The 22,432-nt window shown below is 36.0% G+C and carries 28 protein-coding genes and 1 riboswitch; of the genes, 1 reads left to right on the top strand and 27 read right to left on the bottom strand.

The features are described 5' to 3' along the window. Nucleotides 1-4: 4 nt before the first annotated feature. The 24 genes from dapB to cobU form a co-directional block, all read right to left on the bottom strand. The gene (dapB, locus tag RWZ05_RS01610) at nucleotides 5-802 is read right to left on the bottom strand and encodes a 4-hydroxy-tetrahydrodipicolinate reductase (protein ID WP_314641434.1); all 798 of its coding nucleotides are present in this window, start codon (nucleotides 800-802) and stop codon (nucleotides 5-7) included. A gap of 76 nt (nucleotides 803-878) precedes the next feature. Then, nucleotides 879-1,051, bottom strand: a riboswitch (Lysine riboswitch). Nucleotides 1,052-1,092: 41 nt separating this feature from the next. Next, nucleotides 1,093-2,757, bottom strand: coding sequence for a DNA repair protein RecN (recN, locus tag RWZ05_RS01605; protein ID WP_314641431.1), 1,665 nt, complete (start codon nucleotides 2,755-2,757; stop codon nucleotides 1,093-1,095). Between the two features lie 4 nt (nucleotides 2,758-2,761). Beyond that, nucleotides 2,762-3,217 (bottom strand): arginine repressor, encoded by a 456-nt coding sequence (argR, locus tag RWZ05_RS01600; protein ID WP_004695825.1) that lies wholly within the window; start codon nucleotides 3,215-3,217, stop codon nucleotides 2,762-2,764. A gap of 320 nt (nucleotides 3,218-3,537) precedes the next feature. Beyond that, nucleotides 3,538-4,113 carry a class I SAM-dependent methyltransferase gene (locus RWZ05_RS01595; RefSeq protein WP_314641429.1) on the bottom strand — a complete coding sequence of 192 codons (576 nt, stop codon included), beginning with the start codon at nucleotides 4,111-4,113 and terminating at the stop codon, nucleotides 3,538-3,540. Between the two features lie 24 nt (nucleotides 4,114-4,137). After that, a complete protein-coding gene (locus tag RWZ05_RS01590; RefSeq protein WP_314641427.1) occupies nucleotides 4,138-5,022 on the bottom strand; it encodes an NAD(+)/NADH kinase in 885 nt (294 codons plus the stop codon). Between the two features lie 9 nt (nucleotides 5,023-5,031). After that, nucleotides 5,032-5,835 (bottom strand): TlyA family RNA methyltransferase, encoded by an 804-nt coding sequence (locus RWZ05_RS01585; RefSeq protein WP_314641425.1) that lies wholly within the window; start codon nucleotides 5,833-5,835, stop codon nucleotides 5,032-5,034. Further along, on the bottom strand, nucleotides 5,832-6,311 hold the full coding sequence (locus RWZ05_RS01580; RefSeq protein WP_314641424.1) for a divergent PAP2 family protein: 480 nt from the start codon (nucleotides 6,309-6,311) through the stop codon (nucleotides 5,832-5,834). Before RWZ05_RS01580 ends, RWZ05_RS01585 begins: the two co-directional genes overlap by 4 nt. Before the next feature lie 28 nt (nucleotides 6,312-6,339). Further along, the gene (locus RWZ05_RS01575) at nucleotides 6,340-7,218 is read right to left on the bottom strand and encodes a farnesyl diphosphate synthase (RefSeq protein WP_314641423.1); all 879 of its coding nucleotides are present in this window, start codon (nucleotides 7,216-7,218) and stop codon (nucleotides 6,340-6,342) included. Between the two features lie 9 nt (nucleotides 7,219-7,227). Next, on the bottom strand, nucleotides 7,228-7,434 hold the full coding sequence (xseB, locus tag RWZ05_RS01570; protein WP_314641421.1) for an exodeoxyribonuclease VII small subunit: 207 nt from the start codon (nucleotides 7,432-7,434) through the stop codon (nucleotides 7,228-7,230). Further along, the gene (xseA, locus tag RWZ05_RS01565) at nucleotides 7,409-8,632 is read right to left on the bottom strand and encodes an exodeoxyribonuclease VII large subunit (RefSeq protein ID WP_314641417.1); all 1,224 of its coding nucleotides are present in this window, start codon (nucleotides 8,630-8,632) and stop codon (nucleotides 7,409-7,411) included. The genes xseB and xseA overlap by 26 nt, the downstream gene beginning before the upstream one ends. Continuing rightward, the gene (locus RWZ05_RS01560; RefSeq protein WP_314641415.1) at nucleotides 8,629-9,588 is read right to left on the bottom strand and encodes a metallohydrolase; all 960 of its coding nucleotides are present in this window, start codon (nucleotides 9,586-9,588) and stop codon (nucleotides 8,629-8,631) included. Before RWZ05_RS01560 ends, xseA begins: the two co-directional genes overlap by 4 nt. Further along, a complete protein-coding gene (gene nusB, locus RWZ05_RS01555; RefSeq protein ID WP_314641411.1) occupies nucleotides 9,588-9,992 on the bottom strand; it encodes a transcription antitermination factor NusB in 405 nt (134 codons plus the stop codon). Before nusB ends, RWZ05_RS01560 begins: the two co-directional genes overlap by 1 nt. Further along, nucleotides 9,982-10,377, bottom strand: a complete 396-nt coding sequence (locus RWZ05_RS01550) for an Asp23/Gls24 family envelope stress response protein (protein ID WP_314641409.1) — start codon at nucleotides 10,375-10,377, stop codon at nucleotides 9,982-9,984. Before RWZ05_RS01550 ends, nusB begins: the two co-directional genes overlap by 11 nt. Nucleotides 10,378-10,388: 11 nt before the next feature. Next, on the bottom strand, nucleotides 10,389-10,769 hold the full coding sequence (locus tag RWZ05_RS01545) for an Asp23/Gls24 family envelope stress response protein (protein WP_314641407.1): 381 nt from the start codon (nucleotides 10,767-10,769) through the stop codon (nucleotides 10,389-10,391). A gap of 134 nt (nucleotides 10,770-10,903) precedes the next feature. Then, a complete protein-coding gene (gene efp / locus RWZ05_RS01540) occupies nucleotides 10,904-11,461 on the bottom strand; it encodes an elongation factor P (protein WP_296004860.1) in 558 nt (185 codons plus the stop codon). A 15-nt stretch (nucleotides 11,462-11,476) separates the two neighbouring features. Continuing rightward, nucleotides 11,477-12,550: a Xaa-Pro peptidase family protein gene (locus RWZ05_RS01535; RefSeq protein ID WP_314641406.1), complete on the bottom strand. Its 1,074-nt coding sequence runs from the start codon at nucleotides 12,548-12,550 to the stop codon at nucleotides 11,477-11,479. Between the two features lie 70 nt (nucleotides 12,551-12,620). Continuing rightward, nucleotides 12,621-13,319, bottom strand: coding sequence for a pseudouridine synthase (locus RWZ05_RS01530; protein WP_314641404.1), 699 nt, complete (start codon nucleotides 13,317-13,319; stop codon nucleotides 12,621-12,623). Beyond that, nucleotides 13,319-13,957: a histidine phosphatase family protein gene (locus RWZ05_RS01525; protein WP_314641402.1), complete on the bottom strand. Its 639-nt coding sequence runs from the start codon at nucleotides 13,955-13,957 to the stop codon at nucleotides 13,319-13,321. Before RWZ05_RS01525 ends, RWZ05_RS01530 begins: the two co-directional genes overlap by 1 nt. A 7-nt stretch (nucleotides 13,958-13,964) precedes the next feature. Beyond that, complete coding sequence (locus RWZ05_RS01520; protein WP_314641401.1) at nucleotides 13,965-15,095, bottom strand: threonine-phosphate decarboxylase; 1,131 nt, start codon at nucleotides 15,093-15,095, stop codon at nucleotides 13,965-13,967. 24 nt (nucleotides 15,096-15,119) lie between these two features. Next, the gene (locus tag RWZ05_RS01515) at nucleotides 15,120-16,004 is read right to left on the bottom strand and encodes a GHMP kinase (RefSeq protein WP_314641400.1); all 885 of its coding nucleotides are present in this window, start codon (nucleotides 16,002-16,004) and stop codon (nucleotides 15,120-15,122) included. An 80-nt stretch (nucleotides 16,005-16,084) separates the two neighbouring features. Next, nucleotides 16,085-16,978, bottom strand: a complete 894-nt coding sequence (gene cobS / locus RWZ05_RS01510; RefSeq protein ID WP_314641398.1) for an adenosylcobinamide-GDP ribazoletransferase — start codon at nucleotides 16,976-16,978, stop codon at nucleotides 16,085-16,087. Continuing rightward, nucleotides 16,978-17,970 (bottom strand): adenosylcobinamide-phosphate synthase CbiB, encoded by a 993-nt coding sequence (cbiB, locus tag RWZ05_RS01505; RefSeq protein WP_314641396.1) that lies wholly within the window; start codon nucleotides 17,968-17,970, stop codon nucleotides 16,978-16,980. The genes cobS and cbiB overlap by 1 nt, the downstream gene beginning before the upstream one ends. Nucleotides 17,971-17,982: 12 nt before the next feature. Further along, nucleotides 17,983-19,500 (bottom strand): cobyric acid synthase, encoded by a 1,518-nt coding sequence (locus tag RWZ05_RS01500; RefSeq protein WP_314641394.1) that lies wholly within the window; start codon nucleotides 19,498-19,500, stop codon nucleotides 17,983-17,985. Next, complete coding sequence (gene cobU, locus RWZ05_RS01495) at nucleotides 19,493-20,071, bottom strand: bifunctional adenosylcobinamide kinase/adenosylcobinamide-phosphate guanylyltransferase (protein WP_314641392.1); 579 nt, start codon at nucleotides 20,069-20,071, stop codon at nucleotides 19,493-19,495. The genes RWZ05_RS01500 and cobU overlap by 8 nt, the downstream gene beginning before the upstream one ends. 63 nt (nucleotides 20,072-20,134) lie before the next feature. On the opposite strand from cobU, the gene RWZ05_RS01490 reads away from it, so the two are divergent. Further along, complete coding sequence (locus RWZ05_RS01490) at nucleotides 20,135-20,470, top strand: hypothetical protein (protein ID WP_314641390.1); 336 nt, start codon at nucleotides 20,135-20,137, stop codon at nucleotides 20,468-20,470. Between the two features lie 47 nt (nucleotides 20,471-20,517). On the opposite strand, the gene RWZ05_RS01485 is transcribed toward RWZ05_RS01490, so the two are convergent. The 3 genes from RWZ05_RS01485 to htpX form a co-directional block, all read right to left on the bottom strand. Further along, nucleotides 20,518-21,033 carry a cob(I)yrinic acid a,c-diamide adenosyltransferase gene (locus RWZ05_RS01485; protein ID WP_314641388.1) on the bottom strand — a complete coding sequence of 172 codons (516 nt, stop codon included), beginning with the start codon at nucleotides 21,031-21,033 and terminating at the stop codon, nucleotides 20,518-20,520. A 64-nt stretch (nucleotides 21,034-21,097) separates the two neighbouring features. After that, the gene (gene ndk / locus RWZ05_RS01480) at nucleotides 21,098-21,505 is read right to left on the bottom strand and encodes a nucleoside-diphosphate kinase (protein WP_314641386.1); all 408 of its coding nucleotides are present in this window, start codon (nucleotides 21,503-21,505) and stop codon (nucleotides 21,098-21,100) included. Nucleotides 21,506-21,527: 22 nt separating this feature from the next. Continuing rightward, a complete protein-coding gene (htpX, locus tag RWZ05_RS01475) occupies nucleotides 21,528-22,403 on the bottom strand; it encodes a zinc metalloprotease HtpX (protein ID WP_314641384.1) in 876 nt (291 codons plus the stop codon). Between the last annotated feature and the right edge of the window lie 29 nt (nucleotides 22,404-22,432).

Raw genomic sequence — 22,432 nt, 5'->3', positions numbered from 1 at the left:
AATATTATAAATAATGTTCTAAACCGTATGTTAAACCTGTTTTAGAACTAATTTTTTTACATGCTAATACAACACCAGGCATGAAAGATAAACGACTTAAACTATCGTGACGAATAGTAAGTGTTTCGTCATAGCCACCAAATAGTACTTCTTGATGAGCTACATAACCTGGTAGACGCACACTATGAATAGTAACATCATCAACCTTGGCACCACGAGCACCTGGTAAGCTTTCACGTGTTAAATCCTCATCGGCAGTCACCTTCGCTGCTTTTTTAGCATCATTAATTAATTTTGCTGTTAGAATTGCAGTGCCAGAAGGAGCATCATACTTGTGATTATGATGTAATTCTATAATTTCCACATTAGGGAAATATGGAGCTAATTCCGCTGATACTTTCATCATCATAACAGCACCAAGTGAGAAGTTTGGCGCTACTAGACAATTTGCATTATTAGCGCGGCCAATTGCATCGAGCTCAGCTCGTTGCTCTGCAGTTAAACCAGTAGTACCAATAACAACATGAATCCCAGCAGATAACATTTTTTTAGCGTTTTCATAGATAACAGCTGGATTTGTAAAATCTACAATAACATCAGGTTTATTTGTATCAATTACCTCATCGACGGAGGCATTCATCTTGATATTTAATTGTTCGATTCCTGCTACGGAGCCTACATCTTCACCTGCCTTAGTCGGATCAATGCCACCTACTAATGTTAATTCAGGATCATTATGTACTGCTTTGACTACTTCACGACCCATTTTGCCGCCAGCGCCATTTACCATTACTCGAATCATATATACCTCCAAAAAAGCCAGTGGATGCATCCACTGGCTTTATAGATTATATAGCTATATATACTCTTACTAAAAGCTCAATGATAGCACTCCACCAATACAAGATTGATGACAGTTGTCTATCTATTAAATAGACAACCAGAACGATGAGTTGCAATCATCGAACTTCGGCAAGCATCCCTTTTATCATGGATCAATGCATGCCGGCTCCTCATGATTACTCTTAATACTCGCACCTCTATCAACATATTTACTTAATACTATTAGTATAAGGAATTATGCGATTTTAGTCAATTAAAATGGTCAATAAGTTCTTTAGCCGCAGCTAGAGCTGTAGCAGACATTCCACGACCAGACATCATTGATGCAATCTGAGTAACTCGTTCTTCATCATTTAGTACTGCTAATGTAGATATTGTGCGATCATCTTGTTCAATTTTAGATAAATGATAGTGTTGTTTTGCAATACTAGCTGTCTGTGGCAAATGGGTAATACAAAATACTTGATTTGTTTTAGATAAATTCAAGATTTTTTCAGCTACTTTAAGTGCAATATCACCACTGATGCCAACATCAATTTCGTCAAATACCATAGTTTTGAAAGTATCACTACGGAATACTGATTTAAATGCTAAGGCGATACGAGCCAATTCACCGCCAGATGCAACTTTATGTAATGGCAGCAATTGCTCCCCTTTATTAGCAGAAAATAGCATTTCAATGGATTTAGCACCTAATGAAGATAGTTCATCCCCTTCTTCAATATTAAATTGAATATCACCCTTAGGCATTCCTAAATCAACTAATTCCTGATGTAAAGCGGTGACAATCACTTTAGCATTTTTAATTCTAACCTTGTGCAAAACTGTTAATGCTTCCTCTGCTACCTTTTTTGCTTCTTCAAGACGAGCTTCTAATTCATCTTGAGCAAATACAAGTCCTTCTAATTCTTCTAAACGAGCTTGAGCCTTTTCTTCGTATGCCAGAATTTCTTCTACCGTTTTGCCATATTTTTTCTTTAAACCATAGATGGTAGTATCTCGATCTTGGCAATATTTATATCGTTCTTCATCATAGCTAATCGTATCTCTGTAACGATCTAAGGACTGTGCCGCTTCTTCTAGTTGGAAATAAGCAGAGTCAACCATTTCAGATACTTCTTTTAATTCTGCATCGTATTTTACAAGGTCACTAACCTCAACCTTTATTGAGTTAATCGTATCTAATAATGGTTGACGACCATTATAAAATGCATCATAGCAAGAACTGAGTACCTTATCAATGTGTTCAAAACTATCTAGACGCTTAAGTTCTTCACCGATAGAAATGTCTTCACCAATACTTAAACCAGCATCTTCAATTTCGTCGATTTGATATCGTAACATATCGAGCTCTCTAGCACGCTCTGACATGTTCTCTTGTAAATTATCTACTTCTTGCTTAGCTTGCTTGTAGACTTTATAAGCCTCAATATAAGCCTTATAAGCAGTTTTACCTTCCTGATTAAAAGTATCTAAATATTCATGATGTGTATCAGCATCAAGTAATCGTTGGTTACTATATTGGCCATGAATATCTGCTAAATGTTGACCAATTTCTTTTAATGCTTTTAGTGGTATCGGATGATCATTAGCTAAGATCGATGATTTACCATTACGGTTAAAAGAGCGTGATAGAATTAATTGGCCGTCTTCAACCATTATATTTTTAGACTCTAATAATTTTTGAATACTTTGGTGATTAGCAATATCAAATATTCCGTCTATAACAAAACTATCTTTACCGTGACGAATAAACTCGCTGCTCGCGCGTTCTCCTAATAGGATACTAAAGGCATCCATAAGAATGGATTTCCCTGCCCCAGTTTCGCCGGTAAAGATAGTTATGCCATCATTAAATGAAATATTCATTTGCTCAATCAACGCAAAGTTGCGAATGCTCATTTGCGTTAACATATGATTAGTCCTTCATTAAATCTTGGATTTTCGCTAAAATCGCTGGAACTTCAGCTTCCGATTTTGCAATTAACAAAATAGTATCATCCCCTGCTAAGGTACCGATAATTTCAGTCCATTTTGCATGGTCGATAGAAAATGCTACAGATTGAGCAGAGCCAGGAATTGTATGTAATACAACTTGGTTTAAGCTGTGATCAACCTTAATTAAAGAATCTTGGAATAATCTGTTAATGCGACTGCGAGATAAAACTACGTTTTCCTCTGGAGATAAGGCATAACGATAATGTCCATCGCCTGTAGGAATTTTGATTAACATTAATTCCTTAATGTCACGAGAGACTGTAGCTTGTGTTACTTCAATACCTTCTTCTAATAAGGCCGCTGCTAGTTCCTCTTGTGTTTCAATCGCCTTGGACTGCACGATTTCTTTAATTTTGTTATAGCGATAGCGTTTCATTTTGAACTCCCTTTTTTAAAACTTGCACATAAAAGAGAATAATATCTTTCTGATAATATTATACCATATATTCATAATTAATATATGGTATAAATCGCATATATCATACTCGTTATGCATATTATACTAATATTTAAAATATTGTTAATTTTCTATATACTGATAACGTACAAACACTTAGCCTATAAGCTTCATCTATTTATAGAGAATTAATAATTTAAAAGTAGAAAAATATACATGTATAAATAAAAGCCCCTATAAAGGGGCTTTTACATATTGATTATGAGTTTTATTCATAATGAATAAAGATATATAGTTTTTTATCTTTTTTGTAATATAAACAACTCTGGTGGGTTATTAACTTGATTTAACGGCTGCCAATGACATACATTATACAATTTCTGTTCTAAATCTGATAAATATGATATAAGAGACTTCATTTCATCCATCCCTTCTGGTGTTCCAGGATAAGCAACAATTGTGATAATTCCCGACTTAGATAATTTATTTAGTCCTTCTTTAATGGCATCTATAGTATGATGCGGTTTTGTAATGATTTCATGATTACTACCAGGAAGATATCCTAAATTAAAAATCATTAAATCAATTACTTTATCTTTTAATTGATGTGCTACTGCTAAATCATGAGAGTCATGAATGAATGTTAAGCTCACTTCTGGCGCAATATCATTAGATTGTAATAAATCTTTACTAGACTTAATTGCTTTCATTTGAATATCAATACCATATAAGTGACATCCTTTTTGAGCTCGTTTAGCAAGATATAAAAGATCATGTCCATTACCACATGTGGCATCCACCACAACTTTGGCTTTTTTCATTGCCCGATCCCAAATTAAATGTTGAAATTGAACAGCATTGTTAATGTTAATCACGAAGCCACCCCACTTGAGATTTTGTTATAACAATTCGTCTCGACGAGACGCTAACTTTTTAAATAATGTACCAAAGAAACATTGATCTTTAAAACGTACAAATAAACAATATACTGGATTAGAGCTAATATGTAATGTTTCTTTGTTAGTAAACGTATAATCGAAGGTACCATCAATACAAATATGTAATTGTGGTTCTCTTTCAGGCATTGTAATTTGGATAGTATCATGTTCTTCTAATACTAGAGATACACCTTGAATTAAATGTGGAGCTACAGGTGTAACGATAATGGATCTATTATCTGGTTTCATAATAGGTCCACCAGCAGATAAATTATATCCCGTAGAACCTGTAGCAGAAGAAATAATTAATCCATCAGATGGATACATTTGTGTATGCTGATTATTAATAGACATATTAATTCGTGCCATTTTTGCTGGTTCTGCACGGGTAATAACAATCTCGTTAATAATAGGAACAAGTTCTTCCTCTTTCCCATCATTACAATCTATATATGCATATAAATGACCGCGTTTTTCAATATTATAATCACCTTTAGCAATACGCTTAATATGACTTTGAATTTGGTGAATTTCAATTTGATTTAAGAAGCCTAGTTCACCAAGGTTAATACCACATACTGGTACATTATATGGATAGATCTGTCGAGCTAAATGAATGATGGTCCCATCTCCACCAAAACTAAAAGCAATATCTATTTGTTTAAAGATTTCTGGTCGGCTTATAATATGAGTTTTCGGAATTTTAAGTACTCTTGCAGGTGCATCTGATTCGAGATCATCTGGCAAAAATACTTCAATACCTTCTTCTTTACAAATATGTGCAGCCATTTTTAAGACCGCCATAATATTGCTTTTCCCCATATTTGGGAAGAATCCGATACGCATAGTAATCTCCTATAGCGAATGAGCTTCAGTAACGACTGCATCAATTAATTCATCGTTAATAGTTAAAGCTCCTTCTTCGTACTTTTTAAAATAACCTAAGAACTCAATATTTCCTTCCATTCCTTTGATTGGTGAGAAGGTTAAACCATGGATATACAGTCCACAGTCATAAGCAACTTGTAGTATTCGGTGTAGAACCTCTTTGTGGATCGCACTATCTCGTACTATACCACCCTTACCAACATTTTCTTTGCCCGCTTCAAATTGAGGTTTTATTAAGGCCACAAGCGATCCCCTATCTTTTAATAAGGTAGTAGCAACTGGTAGAACTTTGTCTAAAGAAATAAAGGCCACATCAATAGAAATAAAATCTACAAGTTCACCTAATTGCTCTGGTGTGACAGTACGGATATTTTGTTTTTCCATATTGATAACACGAGGATCTTGACGTAATTTCCAAGCCAATTGGTTGTATCCAACATCAATGGCAAACACTTTAGCTGCACCATTTTGTAATGCACAATCAGTAAAACCACCTGTACTAGCACCTATATCAACCATGACAGCATCTTGTAAATCAATAGGATATGTTTGGATAGCTTTTTCCAATTTAAGCCCACCACGACTTACATAAGGCAAGGTATTGCCTTTTACAACAATATTAGCATCCACAGGAATTTTTATACCCGCTTTATCAATGCGCGTCGTATCCATAAAGATAAGTCCCGCCATAATAGCGGCTTTTGCTTTTTCTCTACTTTCAAAAAGTCCTCGATTGACAAGGAGTATATCTAACCGTTCTTTACTACTCATAGTACACCATTATAAAAATAAAAAAAATGAATATAGGCTATGAGAATACCGAGAATTAAACCACCAAATACCTCCACACGCGTATGTCCTAATAACTCTTTAAGCGCCTCATTACGAGTTATATGAACAGGAATATTTTTCTTCGTAAAATATTCCATAATTTGATTAAGTATTTGAGCTTGTCTTCCAGCCTCTAATCGAACACCTGCTGCATCGTACATAACGACTATAGAAAATACTAAGGATAAAATAAAGAGATCCGATACCCCATTTTTAAGGTAAATAGCCGTAGTAGTAGCAATGACAAATGAGGTATGGGAACTAGGGAATCCACCGGAGCCTACAAGGCGTTCTGGGCGAAATTTACCATGTCTTACCAGCTGCCATACGAATTTGATAGCTTGAGCAGTAAACCAACCCCCAAAAGCGGCTTGCGCTATGTAGTTATGTGCTATTTGTGGTAATATATCAATCATTCTTTGTACCTTCTGTAAGTAATACTTATTAATTCGTACGTTTTAAAAGATAATCAATTAATGCAGCTAATATAGATGTGTCATGTGAAACGGAGTTTAATGCGTCATGAGCTTGTTTACCTGCTGTAGCGGCTTGCTCTTTTGCTCCCTCTAGTCCAAGTAAGGATACATAAGTGGATTTGTGTTGGCGCATATCACTGCCAGGAGTTTTCCCTAATTCTTCAATAGTACCTGTTACATCTAGAATATCATCAGTAATTTGGAATAACAATCCTAAACAATTAGCATATTCCATTAACGCTGTTCTCGTAGCAGCATCTGCATTGCCTAAAATAAGGCCTAATTCTACAGAAGCATTAAATAAAGCGCCTGTTTTGCCGCGATGTAAAACTTGTAACTCTTCTAATGGAATTTGTTTATCTTCACTAAGCATATCAAAAGCTTGACCGCCAACCATACCTTCTGGGCCAGCTGCAGTTGCCACACATTGAATGGCATCGAGTTTTTCTTGAGCAGAGGCCTTCTTATTAGCTGTCATTAATTGAAAGGCGTACGTCAATAATCCATCGCCCGCTAAAATAGCTAAACCTTCACCATAAACTTTATGATTTGTTAAATTACCTCTACGATAATCATCATTATCCATGGCTGGTAAATCATCATGAACTAAGGAATACGTATGGATACACTCCATTGCACATAGAAACTCTTTATAATCAGCAGGATCCTTATGAAGCATTTCTAATACTGCTTTAGATAAGATTGGTCGGATTCGTTTTCCACCTTGCATTAAACTGTAATTCATGGATTCATAAAGAGGCTTAAATTCTGGATTTGGACTAGTTAATACCTCACCTAACCATTGTTCAATATTTTGTTTACTAGACACTAAATATTCTTTGAACATAGGATCTCCTTATTCGCTGATGCGGACTTCTTCGATAATTTGTTGTACCTCAGCTTCAACGGAATCGAGCATTTCTGCACATTCCTTAACTAAGGTTAACCCTTTCTTATATTGATTTAAGAGCTCAGAGATGGTCATCTCACCATCGTCTAACTGCTTAACAATCTCTTCTAAGGCTTTATATTTTTTTTCATAACTTTTTAGTGATGCGGCCATCTTTGTGCGCCTCCTTTACCGTGGCAGTAACATAACCATCTGCTAATGTAACTCGTATATCATCATTCGGTTGTAATTGGGACACCGAAGTTATAGGTTTATTATTATGCTCTACCTTGGCGAACCCTTTAACCATCATTTGTAATGGATTTAAAGACTCTAATTGTTGGGCTAATAATGCTAAACTATGCTTTTCAGTATTACATCTCTCTTTCGTAACATTTGTTAAGGTCTGTGAAAGTTCTTGTAAATATGATTTTTGCTTATGTAAAAACTGAAGTGCCGGTATACCGAGTCTTCGATTAAATAGTAATGTTAAATCTGTTCGTTTTTGTTGTAGTGTATAACGTATATATTCGTGTAAATATTCTTCTTTTTCTGTTAACTGATCTTGCAATGTAGTAAGTGGCAAAACCGCCATCTCTGCAGCATGACTCGGCGTAGCACCGCGTGCATCTGCCACATAGTCACATAAGGTGTAATCAGTTTCATGTCCTACAGCAGAAATAATTGGTGTGTTAGCCTTATAAATAGCTTCTACTACAGCTCTGTCATTGAAGCACCACAAGTCTTCCATAGAACCGCCACCACGACCAACGATAATAACATCTACATCTGGATCTGCATCAGCAGCAGCAATACCTTTGGCAATAATTGGTCCCGCAGTATTACCTTGTACAGGAACAGAGAACAATTTAAATTGAGCTAATGGATTACGTCGCTCGCTAACATGCAAAATATCATGTAATACAGCACCAGATTGAGATGTAACAATACCTATACAACTTGCCATGTACGGTAAACTTTGTTTATGACTATCATCAAAGTATCCTAAAGCAGTTAACTCACGTTTTAATGCATCAAATTCGAGCTGTAATGGGCTTTTAGATCCTATTTGCATATCGGATGCAATGAGATTTAAACGGCCCATTTTATTGTAAAAATTAACAGATGCTTTTACAGTAACTAATAATCCATTTTGAATGGCATTAGCTAGGCCTTTTTGCATTACCGTACTAGACCACATGGTAACATCAATAGCAGATTCCTCATCTTTCAAAGAAAAATACATGTGCCCACTACTATGACGTTTAGCATTGATGATAGTACCGCTTACATAAACATTTTTTAACAGATACTCCCTATCTAGGGTGCGCTTTATGAGATTGTTCAATTGTGTAATGGTTAATACATTCACGATGATCCTCTAGATTCTTGTAAAAAAGCAGCGCCAAAAGCATTGCCTGTGGCATTATCAACAGAATATTGTGGCTGTGCCACATGCAATGTCATACGATTCCGTTTACAATAGCTTTCCATTCGCTTACGAAGTAAACTATTGCTCATCACACCACCTACAGCGATAAGTGTATGAACTGGTTTTTCTTTTATATGATAGGTAATCATTTTTTCTAAAGCATTGCCCATAGAGGTAAATACTGCTCTAGCTAAATTCGATTTATCCATATCACTCATAGTTTCATTTATACGTCGCATAGCTGCACTACAAGGACCGGCAAAACTAATCCATCCATCTTTCATAGATGATGGTAATGGCTCATACTCTGTAGTTTGTAATGCTAACGCCTCTAGATGTCTACCGGCAGGAAATGGTAAGCCCATAGCAACACCGATGCGATCAACATATTGACCACCTTGTAAATCTTTAGAACCGCCAATGATGTGAGATTCAAAAATCCCATCACCTTGATAATGGCAATAGACTAATTCTGTAGTTCCACCTGACAGATGTAAGGCTAAAAATGGCTCAGTCGGAATATGTTCTAAATCTCTCAGTGCTGCCAAAATATGATTTTCTTGGTGCGCAAAAATATGTAAAGGCACATTTAACATATGACTCAAGGTTTGTCCTTGGCCTAAACCAACCATAAAGGCGGGCATGTAAGAATTTTCCTCTCGACGTGGAAAGCCACTAACACCGATACCGCTAATTGGTACTTGAGGTAACTCTGATATTAGCTTAGGCAATGCCTTTGTATGTTGAAAGACCATATTTGATTGTTGTAGTCCTCGCTCACCAGGTTTAACCTCTAATAGTTTACGTGCCTCTCCTACTATATGAAAGTCACTATCTATAATGGCACAACTCGTAGTGTAGCAGCTTGTATCAATGCCTAAGTAATATCGTTTCATTATCTACTCTTGTTATATGCATCTAATATTGCATTAATTAATTTATAAGAAGAATCAGAGCCAAATTCTTTTGCTAATTGAATGGCTTCATTAATAGCAATAGATGGTTCTAATGGTTCTACCTCGTTAGTCATTTCCCATACGGCAATACGTAGAATAGCGCGATCAACTTTATCTAGATTTGCTACTTTACGAGATTTACAGAATGGTTGTAAATCTGCATCTATTTTCTCTGCTGTTGCTAATACACCTTGTATAATGCTATTAGCATATGCTCTATCCATAGCTTTTTGAATATGACCTTCAGGAAACTGAACATCATTTTGATTACTATGAAATTCATTAGCATATAACATTTGAAATGCGTATTGACGTGCTTCCCGTCGATTTCGCTTAGTTACCATGTAAAACTGGCTCCTTTTCTTTTACAATACCTTCAATATGCACATCAACCTTTATATCATCTAGGTCAAGCATATTTTTTAAGGTTTGTTTGATTTCTAATTGTAATTGTTTAGATAATTCAATGAGATTATATCCGTACAATGCTTTAATATAAATGTTGATTTCAATAAAGCCTTTACGATGTTTTACATTAATACCTGGCAAACTGCGTTGCCCAAAAGCATGAGAAATACCTTCTACTAACTCATCGTAAAAGCGTGGGCTTAAAGAATGGATACCAGGAATTGTACTCAAAGTTTTAGTTGCTACATCTATGATGACAGAATCGGCAATATCAATAGTATCCGTATCTAAGCCATAATTTAATTGATTGTCTTCACTCATATAGATACCTCCTATGGTAGTTGTGGATTAACTAAATCATCAATAATGATATCTTGTACAACTACATCAATGGTTTGAACCTCAATTTCTGTGTAAGATACTAAGGCTGTCTTAATTCGTTCCTGTAGTCTTAAGACTACGTCTGGAATACGGTATCCATATTGAATACATACATATAGTGTAACAGAAATAGCCCCTTCATCGTTAAAGGAAATCTTTACACCTTCATGATCAGACTTACGTCTAAAAAATGTATTAACTCCATCATTAAAGGTGGAGCTCATATGATGTATACCCTTTGTCTCAAGTGCTGCCATTGTAGCAATTGTAGCGTATACATCTTCATTAATCTTAATTTTACCCGACTCTAGTTCAGTATTTTTCTTCGTCATACTGGCCTCTTTCAAAAAAAGCACTTGTCCCTATATATAATTACATAGACGACAAGTGCTTACAGTGCAAATGTTACGATATATGGGAATACGATTCCATGAAAAGATCTAGTCCCAATACATATCAATGAGTATTAGGCACGTTCAATGTATTGACCTGTACGAGTATCAATACGAAGTACATCGTCAACTTCAATGAAGAGAGGTACTTTTACAGTGTAGCCTGTTTCTAATACAGCTGGTTTGTTACCACCAGTTGCAGTATCGCCACGGATACCAGGATCTGTTTCAACTACGCGAAGCTCTACAGCTACAGGTAAGTCAAGACCGATTACGATACCTTGGAAGAACATAATGGATACTTCCATATTTTCAAGAAGGAAGTTTTTAGCTTCGCCTAATTGTTCAAGGCTAAGTTCAACTTGATCATAAGTTTCGTTATCCATGAATGTATAGGCGCCATCAGACTCATATAAGTATTGCATGCGACGACGATCAACATGTGCTTTAGGCACTTTTTCACCTGCATTGAATGTACGCTCTACTACAGAACCAGTTTGCAAGTTTTTCATTTTAGTACGTACAAATGCAGCACCTTTACCTGGTTTAACGTGTTGGAAATCTACTACTTGCCATACATTACCGTCGATTTCAACGGTTACACCTGGGCGAAAATCATTACTGGAAATCATCTAACTCTTCTCCTTCTAAATACTTATTTCAATTAACTCTTTTGGACTATGTGTCAACACCTCATAGCCGTCAGATTTGACGATGACACTATCCTCTATTCTCAATCCGATAGTACCGCTAATATAAATACCGGGCTCTACCGTAATGATCATATTTTCTGTAAATACCGTATCGGATTTAGTATTGGCTACTGGTTCTTCGTGAATTTCAAGGCCTAAGCCATGACCAGTACCGTGATTAAATTCCTTGGTATATCCATGCTCTTTAATATAATCACGACAAATTGCATCTAGTTCTTTACCAGTAATACCAGCTCGAACAGCTGCAACGCCGCGTTTTTGTGCTTCTAAAACTATACTATACAATTTCTTTTGTAAGTCAGACGCAGGTCCCATTACGATGGTTCTTGTCATATCAGAATGATAACCTTTGTAAACAGAACCAAAATCGATGGTTACAAAATCACCTGCTTCAATAACCTTATCACTAGCTACACCATGAGGCATGCTAGAACGACTACCTGAAGCAATGATAGTGGCAAAGGAAGGCTCCTCAGAACCGCGTTTTAACATTTCTGTTTCTAAAATGATGCGGACTTCGTTTTCTGTCATTCCCACTTTAAGTTGTGGTAGCAATGCGGCAAAAGCGTCATCACCAATTTTTGCAGCAATACGTAATAACTCTAATTCATCCTCTCGCTTCACCGCTCGAAGTTTGGCAAAATTAACAGATGTAAAGTTAAAGTTTTCATCTAATGTATCACATAAAGATTCATAAGTATCTACAGGCATTTGTTTGCCCTCTATAGCGAATAAACCTTCGTGAATATGATGTTCGTTGAATATATCTACAAGAGTATCCATAACAGTTGTTTCATATTGAATAACCGTATACCCTTCACATTGTTTTGTAGCTTGTTCAGTATATCTGAAATCGGTAATCATAAAGGCTCTATCTTCTGTAATAATAGCAAAGCCTGTAGTACCGGTAAAACCAGCAAAATAATGTAAGTTTATAGGGCTCATCAAAATAGCACCTGTTAATTCTTGCTCTTTAATATACTGTTGTAGCAGATTTAATCCATTCATAATCGTGCTCCTAGTCTATAAAGTACAATTAATCTTACCATAAAATACCTATATTGAATAGAATTTTATGCTATTTTTTAAAGCCCTCTACGTCCTCAATAGACAAGTCCATTACAGAACCGACCTCTTCAATACCACATAAATCTATATGACCTATGGTAAGACGCTTTAAATACGTTACGGTACCACCAGCAGCACCTATCATACGTTTTACTTGATGATATTTGCCTTCTTCAATAGTAATAGTAGCTGATTGATCTGATAATAATCCAATTGAAGCCGGTTTACATTGAGTTCCATCACCTAATACTATGCCCTCTTTAATGCGCTGGATTCCCTCCTCAGAGAGTTCCCCCTCAAATTCTACGTAATAAACTTTAGGTACATGCTTATTTCCGTTGATGATTGAGTGTCCCCATACACCATCATTCGTAAGTAGTAGAAGGCCTTCTGTATCTTTATCTAATCGCCCAACGGGAACTACGCCCATTTTTAAATACTCAGGCGGTAATAGATCCATAACGACAGGATGAGTAGAATCTTCTACAGCCGTAACATATCCCTTAGGCTTGTGAAACTTAACATAATATAGTTGTGTGGTATTAACAGTTTGACCATCTACAGCTACTATATCTATGTCGATATCAATATGAGTATCCTTTTTAGTGGTAATCTCACCATTAATAGTAACTCTTCTATCCTTTATGAGTTGATGAACTTCTTTCCGACTACCATATGCTTTATTAGCTAATAATTTATCGAGTCGCATTATTCATGTCCTTGTAATACATCTACATGGGCAGTATCGTTAAGCAAATTCAAAACATTATGATCAAATTCTCCCATTCCATTGTAGAAAATACGATTGATAGCTGTGTTGCCTTGACTAAAGTTCCAACAGTGACTAATAGAGATATCTAATAATTTGCAGATTAATGTTCGTATTGTACCACCATGACAAGTAATAAGTAGAGTTTCATCCACATCATTAGCATTAATAAATTCCTCTAAACCTGCCCATGCACGATCTTGCAAATCTTTAAAGCTTTCACCATTAGGCACCTTAACTAGATGAGGGCACAAATACATTTCATCGATTAAACCAGGCCAACGTGCTTCAATATCGCAGAACAGCATAGCCTCCCAATCACCAAAATTTAACTCTCTTAAACGTTCATCTACAGTAATCGGTGTTGTACGATCACCACGAATAACTTCAGCAGTAACTAAAGCACGGCTTAAATCGCTAGATAATATACGATCAAACTGTACATCTTTAAGGGCTTCACCACATGCTTTTGCTTGGTTTAAACCATTTTCATTGAGTGGAACATCGGTAATACCTTGGTATTTCCCCATTTTATTCCAATCTGTTTCACCGTGGCGCACAATATATAATGTCTTCATAATCTACCTATACTTTCAAAATATCTGCTAATGCATCAACTAATCTAACATTATTATCATGGTCTTTAATAGCGATGCGAACCCATTGACTATTTAAGCCTATATAGGAATCACAATTGCGAACAATCATTTTATGTTTTTTTAGAGCTTCATTAATTGAATCTGCTGTCACCCCATCTTGTTCAATATGGAACAAAATAAAGTTAGCTGAAGGCGGATAAACAGTGATGCCTGCTATAGCATCTAATGCATTGTACATGTAGTGTTGTTCTTCGCGCAATACTTGTTTTGTACGCTTTACATACTCTACATCGTTTAAAGCAGATTCTGTATATGCTTGGGCCAATGTATTAACAGACCATGTAGGAATAAATTTAGTTAATTTGTCAACGATTTGAGAATTGCTGAAAGCAGCTCCAATTCGTAGACCAGGAACAGCATAAAACTTTGTAAAGGAATGAACAATAATGATATTATCAAAATCATTTACTAAAGAACGCATAGAGTATTCATTATCTTGTAATGTATGATTTCCTACAAAGTCGATAAAGGACTCGTCAATGACAAGTAAACTATTAGCCTCTTTGAGCATACTTGCAACAGTACGAATATGATTTTTATCAAGTAATGTGCCATCCGGATTATTTGGATTCCCTAAAAATACGATGATACGGCCATCTTGCCCTTTTAGTTCAGCAGCAAAAGTTTCGAGTGCTAAATAAGGAACCTCAAAATATGGTTTTCCATTATCATCCTCTCGTGGTCGATAATAAATATCGCGCACAGGAATTCGACTAGCCTCTAATGCTTCTTTATATTCAGAGAAGCCTGGCGCTGGTACGAAAGCACCTGTATAACCAGGTAAACGACATATTGCATATAATAGCTCTGCCGCCCCATTACCAACTACAATTTGGTTTTTATTCATGCCATAGATATCTGCAATGGCATTCAACACATCATCATTGGTAGCATCTGGATAATGGGAAATATATCGTAATTGAGCCTCTAATGCAGATAAGCCTCGTTGACTTGGACCGAGAGGATTAATATTAGCGCTAAAATCAATAACCTCATACGGTTCAATTCTTTGTTCATGGGCAAATTGGAATATATTGCCCCCATGTATATTAGACATTCTATTCTCTTTCTATGAAATACGTTACCGCTTAATATATGTTAAGCCTTCATTCGTGGTTTCTACTGTATCAACGTAGGATAATTGTGGCAACTTACGTATAATCTCATTTTTACAATCATCAATGCGGCCATAATCAACAGGAAATAATAATCCCATAATGGTACCGCTATGAGCGATGATTGTACCAACACTGTTATAATAATTTCCTATATCGTGAAAGTCATATAAATTCGGTTTATACAAGATCCTTTGATTACCAAAGGCACTTAATGTGGCCGCTTGACCAATGAGCTTAATATCATGAGTTATAAGGCCATGTTTAAATAGTTCTAGAGACTCTCGTATAATCGATTCTTTCTCTAATATCTTATTTTGTAAATCTGCTTGTTTATTAAAGCTTACAGTATCGATACTGCCACCTTCATCAAATACGAGTATTTTTAAAGGAGGGCACATACCTAACGGTTGAGATATGGTTCCTTTAATATAATCAAACTGAGTAACACCTTGATAAAAAGAGGCGTCTGTAGGCTCTACAGACAAACAGATTTGCTCTAGCTCTTTAAATGATAATTCGTAATCCATTGCTAGAGCGGTAGCCATAGCCGTTACAGAAATATCAGCTGAACTAGATGCCATGCCCTTACCCTGTATAATATCAGAACGAACATAAACAGGAGGACATATACTAGTATTTTTTTTTGTATTTACTAATTGTTCGACTAATTTTCTAGCTTGAGCTGACTTAGGTTGTAGCGCACAATAACTTTGTGAAAAAGGATGCACTACATTACTTAATGCGTAGGAGTATCGATTGATTGGACATGTGACTAAGAATGATTGCCCATCAATAGAACCTTGTAGAAATTCCCCACATGTTCCTGGGGCTCTTACATAATAGGTCACATTAAACTCCTTTCACATTAAACTAAATGAAATATTAAATAACTCATACCGGTTAATAACTAGACAAAATTATCAAATCATTAGAACATAGTTGGATTTGATACAACTGTAGCGGATAATATGGATAGAATAATGACGTATACTAAGATTAATAATACTTCAGTTACCTCTACAACAAATCCATATGTATCACCAGTAGTGCCACCTAATTCTTTTACAATATAACGATTCAACAAACGGTTGATAATATAGGTAATTATCATACTAATAATATTGATTTGGAAAATTCCTATTGTCGCATAGACTAATACGCCTAAACCTACTACATACGCTACATCAGGAACGGCAAAAATTGCAAAAGCACCGTATAACAAGGTGTACAATAAAAAGCCAATTAATAGTAATACAATAGGCATAAAGAATGTGGAAATGGTATTGTAGGTTATAACATGTTTAGGTGCTAAATTAGCAAATGCTGCCCCCATTCCTTGCTCTCTAGCGTAAGGATAGGAACGAATGCTAAATACCATAGACCAACGACTCATCAAAGGCATCATAATCAGTGCCATAGGAATAAAATCAGCAGTAGGAATGGCAGCTAATAATTGCCATTTTAAAAGAGTAACAAATACGAAAGCTACAACCCCGAAAGAGCCTATGCGGCTATCTTTCATAATTGCTAGTTTTCGTTCTCTTTCACGACCGGAAAACAAACCATCACTAGTATCCATCAACCCATCTGCATGAAGACCACCGGTCAATAAAAACTCGGCCACAACGATGATCAACATCAACGGCATTAAAGGAATAAATGGAGATAATACGCCATAGAGTAATGCTAAGATGAGACCAATAATAAGGCCTACATAAGGAAAGGCTACCACGGATTTACCAAAGTCTTCTACGGTCCACTCTGTTTGGTTTACAAGTTTTAACCGTGTTAAAAATTGTAAGGCTATAAAAAAAGGTGTCATTATACATTCATCCTATAGATAATAACTGTACTAATGATAACCATTAGTATAGTCGTAAAATACATCATATAAATTGTTCGCGTAATATGATTACGATTTAGTTTTTCAATAGGATCTCCCATATATTCACGGAAGGTCATTTTTTTGAAATACTGATTGTACCCACCTAAACGGATATGTAATGCTCCTGCAACAGGTGCTTCAGCATACCCCCCATTTGGACTCGGATGTTTTTTTGCATCACGCAAGCCAATTTGTACTGCTTTTTTTGCATCAAAGCGTAAAAAGAAGGCAGAAATAACAAATAATATAAAGGTAATGCGTGCAGGAATCCAGTTTAATGCATCGTCAAGACGAGCTGCCACACGGCCAAAATATAAGTACTTTTGATTTTTATAGCCTAACATAGAGTCCATAGTATTGGCAGTTCGATATAAAATAGCCCCCATAGGCCCACCCAATATAAAGAAGAATAAAGGTGCAACAATACCATCCACAGTATTTTCAGCAATTGTTTCTACTGTAGCGCGAGTAATTTCACTTTCATCTAAATCTTCTGTATCACGGCCTACAATCCAAGATAGTTTTTGACGAGCTTCTACAATATTACCTTGTTTGATGAGTTGACTAATAGTAAAACCTGCTCTAGCCAATGATCTTGGAGAAATTGAAATATAAAGTATGATAACCTCTAAAGCATATGCCACCCACTCATTAATAACGGCACCAAGCCATAATATGAGAGAAACTATGATGTATACTGATACAAGTATTAATCCAACAGCTATACCACCGTACCATAATTTTTTTGTATCATTGTCAGTATCCTTATAAAGAACGGCTTCAAAAAAGGATATAATGCGTCCAATTATGGCAACTGGATGGTATTTACTATTTGGATCACCAATAATTAAATCTAGTAAGAATGCTAAAACTGGTATACATACAAATCTATACTTTGTAAACCAGTGCAAAATATCTAAATGTTCCATATATCGCCCCTACTAACCCAAGGTAAACATAATATAATCCATATCTAAATGTTTCTCCACAATATCAGCTAAACGATCATATGCTGCATTTTTATGGTCAAAGTAATGGAATACTACATCTAATGGTTTTAACCCCTTACGTTCACGCAATTGATTGATAATAAAGCGTCTAAACTCATCATTATCAAATACACCATGAATATATGTGCCCATTACTTGATGATTACCATCGATAAAACCATCGACAACGTTAACAGTCTCCTCGCTACGGCTTGTAATGGTAAAACAACGCGTAACTGTATCTACTAATGGTGTAGTATCGCCCATATGGATTTCATAGCCTACTAAATTTTCACCTGTGAAAGTACCATTTAAGAATTTAAAATTAGACACATTAAATTGTACTTGATGCGTCATTTTTTGATCCTTCATGGTCGTTGAGGATTCCACAAGGCCAAGACCTTCTATCTCTTCAATATCACCTTCCATATGATGCGGATCATAAATGGTTTTCCCCAACATTTGGTTGCCTCCACAAACACCAATAACTGGAGTTCCTTTAGCAGCCAATTTTTTAATTTCCTCAGCGAAACCTGAATCGCGTAAATACGTTAAATCTGCCAATGTATTTTTAGAACCTGGTAGAATAATTAAATCTGGTTTCCCAATCACGTCGCCAGGGCCTACAAATCGAACAGATACATCTGGCTCGTAATTAAGGGCATCAAAGTCTGTGAAATTTGAGATTTTAGGTGTTTGCATTACTACAACTTGTATTTCTTTAGTACCACTATTCCGTTTATTTTCTAATGCCACAGAATCTTCTTCATCAATATCAAGGTTTTCAATAGCAGGAATAACGCCTACCACTTTTTTACCTGTTTTTTCTTCAATGAAAGTAAGGGCTGGTTCTAGTAATTTAATATCCCCACGGAATTTATTGATAACAATACCTTTAATAAGATCACGTTCTTCTGGCTCTAGTAGTTCTAATGTACCTACGATAGAAGCAATAGCTCCACCACGATCGATGTCGGCAATTAAATAAACTGGAGCTTGCGTCATTTTTGCAATGCGCATATTAACAATATCATTAGCTTTAAGGTTAACCTCTGCAGGGCTACCTGCACCTTCGATAACCATAACATCGAAATTTGAATCTAAGAAATCGATAGATTCTTTTACTTTATCAAGAGCCGTTAAAGAGTATTTAGTGTGGTATTCTTTAGCACTATAGACGCCTACTGGTTTGCCCATTAAAACAACTTGAGAGGATTGATTCCCTGTTGGTTTTAATAAAACAGGATTCATTTGTACAATTGGATCAATGCCAGCCGCTTCTGCTTGTGCCACTTGGGCACGACCAATTTCATCGCCCCATTTTGTAACGTATGAATTGAGGGCCATATTTTGCGCTTTGAAAGGAACCGTTTTAAAACCTTTTCTGTAAAAGATACGGCATAATGCAGTACAAAGAATACTTTTACCTACATTAGAACTTGTTCCTTGGAACATGATTTTCTTAGCCATTTATATGAACCTCCTGTGATTTTAATTCAATGGTAACACCGCTAATTGTTACATATAGTTTATCTGCAGCCGTTGCTACAGTACGATTTACTCGACCAGCAATGTCTCTAAAATATCTAGCAAGTTTATTGTCAGGCACAATGCCTAAACCAATTTCGTTGGTTACAAATATAACTGTTTTACCTTCACATGATTTTATAGAGGTTAGCAATGTTTCTAATTCAGCAATAACCGTAGCCTCTAATTGATTGGCATCTTGTTGTCCTTGTATAGAACCATGGGCCATCATGTGATTAGTAGTAAACATAGTTAAACAATCTATAAGAATTACATCAGCAGTTTGGCTGATTCTCTGCCATTCTTTAGCTAAATGTAATGGTACTTCAAAATTATTCCATAGGTCACCACGTCGTTCTTGATGTTTCTTTATGCGATCAACCATTTCTTCATCAAAAGCTTGGCCTGTTGCTACATACGCTTTACGTCCTTCAGTAGCAAGTGCTAAACGTTCAGCAAATTCACTTTTTCCACTACGTGCTCCACCGGAACATAATATAATTTTGGATTTCATAATGCACCTATACAAGAATTTATAATTTCAGTATCATTATAAGTATAACAAAGGAGCGATACTATGGAAATTATGAATATGAAACTAAAAATGATGGCTACCTTATGGGATAATACATATCGTGTTGCCATCGATGATGGACAAGGAAAATATATTGGTACTGTACGCGTAGTAGTGAATGTTCCACTACCGCCAGAAGCATTACCTGACAATGCACCACAAGTAGAAGCTCAACTATTAGTACTAGTAGAAGATTTTGATTTTGATGCTGATAAAATTATAAACTTTGAAGCAACACTTGCCGATTTATTGAGAGAGAAATTTCGCTACGAAATTCCTCATATTTTCTTCTACTATCCAAGCCCTCAAGATGTGTTAAATCAAACAATTTCACAATAAGGTCTATAACGAGCAAAAAGCTATGTAAAATACATAGCTTTTTTTATTTATTCAGCTCCAATTTCCTCTTCTACACGACACATGATGAAGCATAGGTCGGATAGACGATTTAAATATTTTAAATTAGATTCGTGAACACTTTCTCCAGCATCTAATACACGCCACAAATCACGTTCAGCACGTCTAGTGATCGTTCTAGCTACGTGTAAATAAGCAGAAGATTGTTTTTCACCGGGAATGACAAAACTAGATAATGGTTCTAGCTTTTCATCAAAGCGATCGATGACTTTTTCCAAATGTTTTACATGTTGCTCAGTAATTACTGGAGCCGCATTTAGACTAGCAATATCGGCCATTAATGTCCATAAGTTGCGCTCAATATCATATAATTCCGCTGCAACACGAGGGTTTTCAGCATAGGAGCGAGCCAAGCCTAAGAAAGCTTGTAATTCATCGATTGTACCATAAGCTTCTACGCGTAAAGATGACTTCGGTACACGTTCACCTGTGTATAAACCAGTTGTACCAGCATCACCTGTTTTTGTGTAAACACTACTTGCCATATTATTGCCTCCTATAGATATACATGGATGTAGGAATAAAAGCTACATGATCTCAATCTAGAGATTATTTGTATTCTGGGAACCAAAGACTAATTTCACGAGCAGCTGATTCTGGAGAATCAGAAGCATGTACTACATTAGCGTCCATTGTTAAGGCATAGTCACCACGAATACTACCAGGGGCAGCATCTACAGGATTTGTTGCCCCGTTTAAAGCACGTACGGATACAATTGCATTCTCACCAGCTAAAACAAAAGCGAGAACTGGACCAGATGTAATAAAGTCAACTAATTTACCAAAGAATGGTTTTTCTTTGTGCTCAGCATAGTGCTCTTCAGCGAGTTCACGAGGTGCCTGTAATAATTTTAATGCTTTAATAACAAGACCTTTACGTTCATAGCGACTAAGAATTTCACCGCTTAATTGACGCTTAACAGCATCTGGCTTAATTAAAACTAATGTTTCTTGCATGATATCCTCCTGTAGATATTAATTAGAATTTTGCCTTTTCTTTATATTTAGGATTCATTGCTTGTTTTTTTAGCTTTTCAATACGTTCTTCTGTACGAGGATGTGTGCTAAAAAGATTACTCAAGCTTTCACCAATACCTATCATAGGGTTAATAATAAACATATGGGCTGTTGCATTACTTGCATTAGGCAATGCACCATGTTTAGAATAATAATCGATTTTAGCAAGCGCAGAAGCCAAAGCTAGTGGATTACGACACATGTCTCCACCACCTTCATCAGCTAAGAATTCTCTAGTACGAGAAATGCTCATCTGAATAAGACCTGCTGCGATAGGAGCAATAATAATCGTACCTATTAATGCTAAAGGATTAGAACCTTCTCGATCATCAGAGCGACCAAAGATTGCAGAAAATTGAAGAACTTGAGCAATCATAGAAATAGCCCCCGCCATCATCGCAGCAATGGTACTGATTAAAGTATCGCGATTCTTAATATGTGTTAATTCGTGTGCCAATACACCTTCTAATTCATCATCAGTTAATAAGTGTTGGATACCTTCAGTAACTGCAACTGCGGCATTACTTGGATTTCTACCTGTTGCAAATGCATTAGGTACTTCACTAGGAATGATATATACCTTGGGCATTGGTAAATTACCATTTTTAGCCAATTGTTCTACCATACCATATAGTTTTGGATTAGATTGTGCAGTAACTTGTTGAGCATTATATTGAGCTAATACGATTTTATCGCTAAACCAATAAGACACAAAATTCATGCCCATAGATATAACGAACATAGCCATCATGCCTGTTCTACCGCCAATCATATTACCTAAGACCACTAAAATGGCCGTTAGAGTCGCTAATAGAAGCGTTGTTTTCATACTGTTCATAGTTTCCTCCAATTAAAGTTATGGACTAT

It is taken from the genome of uncultured Veillonella sp. (assembly GCF_963543145.1).
Classification (GTDB): domain Bacteria; phylum Bacillota; class Negativicutes; order Veillonellales; family Veillonellaceae; genus Veillonella.
This window is presented reverse-complemented; position numbering and strand designations above follow the sequence as displayed.

Excerpts from the sequence above, each read along its gene's own strand:
- dapB (WP_314641434.1), bottom strand. The coding sequence starts at position 802 with ATGATTCGAGTAATGGTAAATGGCGCTGGCGGCAAAATGGGTCGTGAA.
- recN (WP_314641431.1), bottom strand. The coding sequence starts at position 2,757 with ATGTTAACGCAAATGAGCATTCGCAACTTTGCGTTGATTGAGCAAATG.
- argR (WP_004695825.1), bottom strand. The coding sequence starts at position 3,217 with ATGAAACGCTATCGCTATAACAAAATTAAAGAAATCGTGCAGTCCAAG.
- RWZ05_RS01590 (WP_314641427.1), bottom strand. The coding sequence starts at position 5,022 with ATGCGTATCGGATTCTTCCCAAATATGGGGAAAAGCAATATTATGGCG.
- RWZ05_RS01585 (WP_314641425.1), bottom strand. The coding sequence starts at position 5,835 with ATGAGTAGTAAAGAACGGTTAGATATACTCCTTGTCAATCGAGGACTT.
- RWZ05_RS01580 (WP_314641424.1), bottom strand. The coding sequence starts at position 6,311 with ATGATTGATATATTACCACAAATAGCACATAACTACATAGCGCAAGCC.
- RWZ05_RS01575 (WP_314641423.1), bottom strand. The coding sequence starts at position 7,218 with ATGTTCAAAGAATATTTAGTGTCTAGTAAACAAAATATTGAACAATGG.
- xseB (WP_314641421.1), bottom strand. The coding sequence starts at position 7,434 with ATGGCCGCATCACTAAAAAGTTATGAAAAAAAATATAAAGCCTTAGAA.
- RWZ05_RS01560 (WP_314641415.1), bottom strand. The coding sequence starts at position 9,588 with ATGAAACGATATTACTTAGGCATTGATACAAGCTGCTACACTACGAGT.
- nusB (WP_314641411.1), bottom strand. The coding sequence starts at position 9,992 with ATGGTAACTAAGCGAAATCGACGGGAAGCACGTCAATACGCATTTCAA.
- RWZ05_RS01550 (WP_314641409.1), bottom strand. The coding sequence starts at position 10,377 with ATGAGTGAAGACAATCAATTAAATTATGGCTTAGATACGGATACTATT.
- RWZ05_RS01545 (WP_314641407.1), bottom strand. The coding sequence starts at position 10,769 with ATGACGAAGAAAAATACTGAACTAGAGTCGGGTAAAATTAAGATTAAT.
- efp (WP_296004860.1), bottom strand. The coding sequence starts at position 11,461 with ATGATTTCCAGTAATGATTTTCGCCCAGGTGTAACCGTTGAAATCGAC.
- RWZ05_RS01535 (WP_314641406.1), bottom strand. The coding sequence starts at position 12,550 with ATGAATGGATTAAATCTGCTACAACAGTATATTAAAGAGCAAGAATTA.
- RWZ05_RS01530 (WP_314641404.1), bottom strand. The coding sequence starts at position 13,319 with ATGCGACTCGATAAATTATTAGCTAATAAAGCATATGGTAGTCGGAAA.
- RWZ05_RS01525 (WP_314641402.1), bottom strand. The coding sequence starts at position 13,957 with ATGAAGACATTATATATTGTGCGCCACGGTGAAACAGATTGGAATAAA.
- RWZ05_RS01520 (WP_314641401.1), bottom strand. The coding sequence starts at position 15,095 with ATGTCTAATATACATGGGGGCAATATATTCCAATTTGCCCATGAACAA.
- cobS (WP_314641398.1), bottom strand. The coding sequence starts at position 16,978 with ATGACACCTTTTTTTATAGCCTTACAATTTTTAACACGGTTAAAACTT.
- cbiB (WP_314641396.1), bottom strand. The coding sequence starts at position 17,970 with ATGGAACATTTAGATATTTTGCACTGGTTTACAAAGTATAGATTTGTA.
- RWZ05_RS01500 (WP_314641394.1), bottom strand. The coding sequence starts at position 19,500 with ATGGCTAAGAAAATCATGTTCCAAGGAACAAGTTCTAATGTAGGTAAA.
- cobU (WP_314641392.1), bottom strand. The coding sequence starts at position 20,071 with ATGAAATCCAAAATTATATTATGTTCCGGTGGAGCACGTAGTGGAAAA.
- RWZ05_RS01490 (WP_314641390.1), top strand. The coding sequence starts at position 20,135 with ATGGAAATTATGAATATGAAACTAAAAATGATGGCTACCTTATGGGAT.
- RWZ05_RS01485 (WP_314641388.1), bottom strand. The coding sequence starts at position 21,033 with ATGGCAAGTAGTGTTTACACAAAAACAGGTGATGCTGGTACAACTGGT.
- ndk (WP_314641386.1), bottom strand. The coding sequence starts at position 21,505 with ATGCAAGAAACATTAGTTTTAATTAAGCCAGATGCTGTTAAGCGTCAA.
- htpX (WP_314641384.1), bottom strand. The coding sequence starts at position 22,403 with ATGAACAGTATGAAAACAACGCTTCTATTAGCGACTCTAACGGCCATT.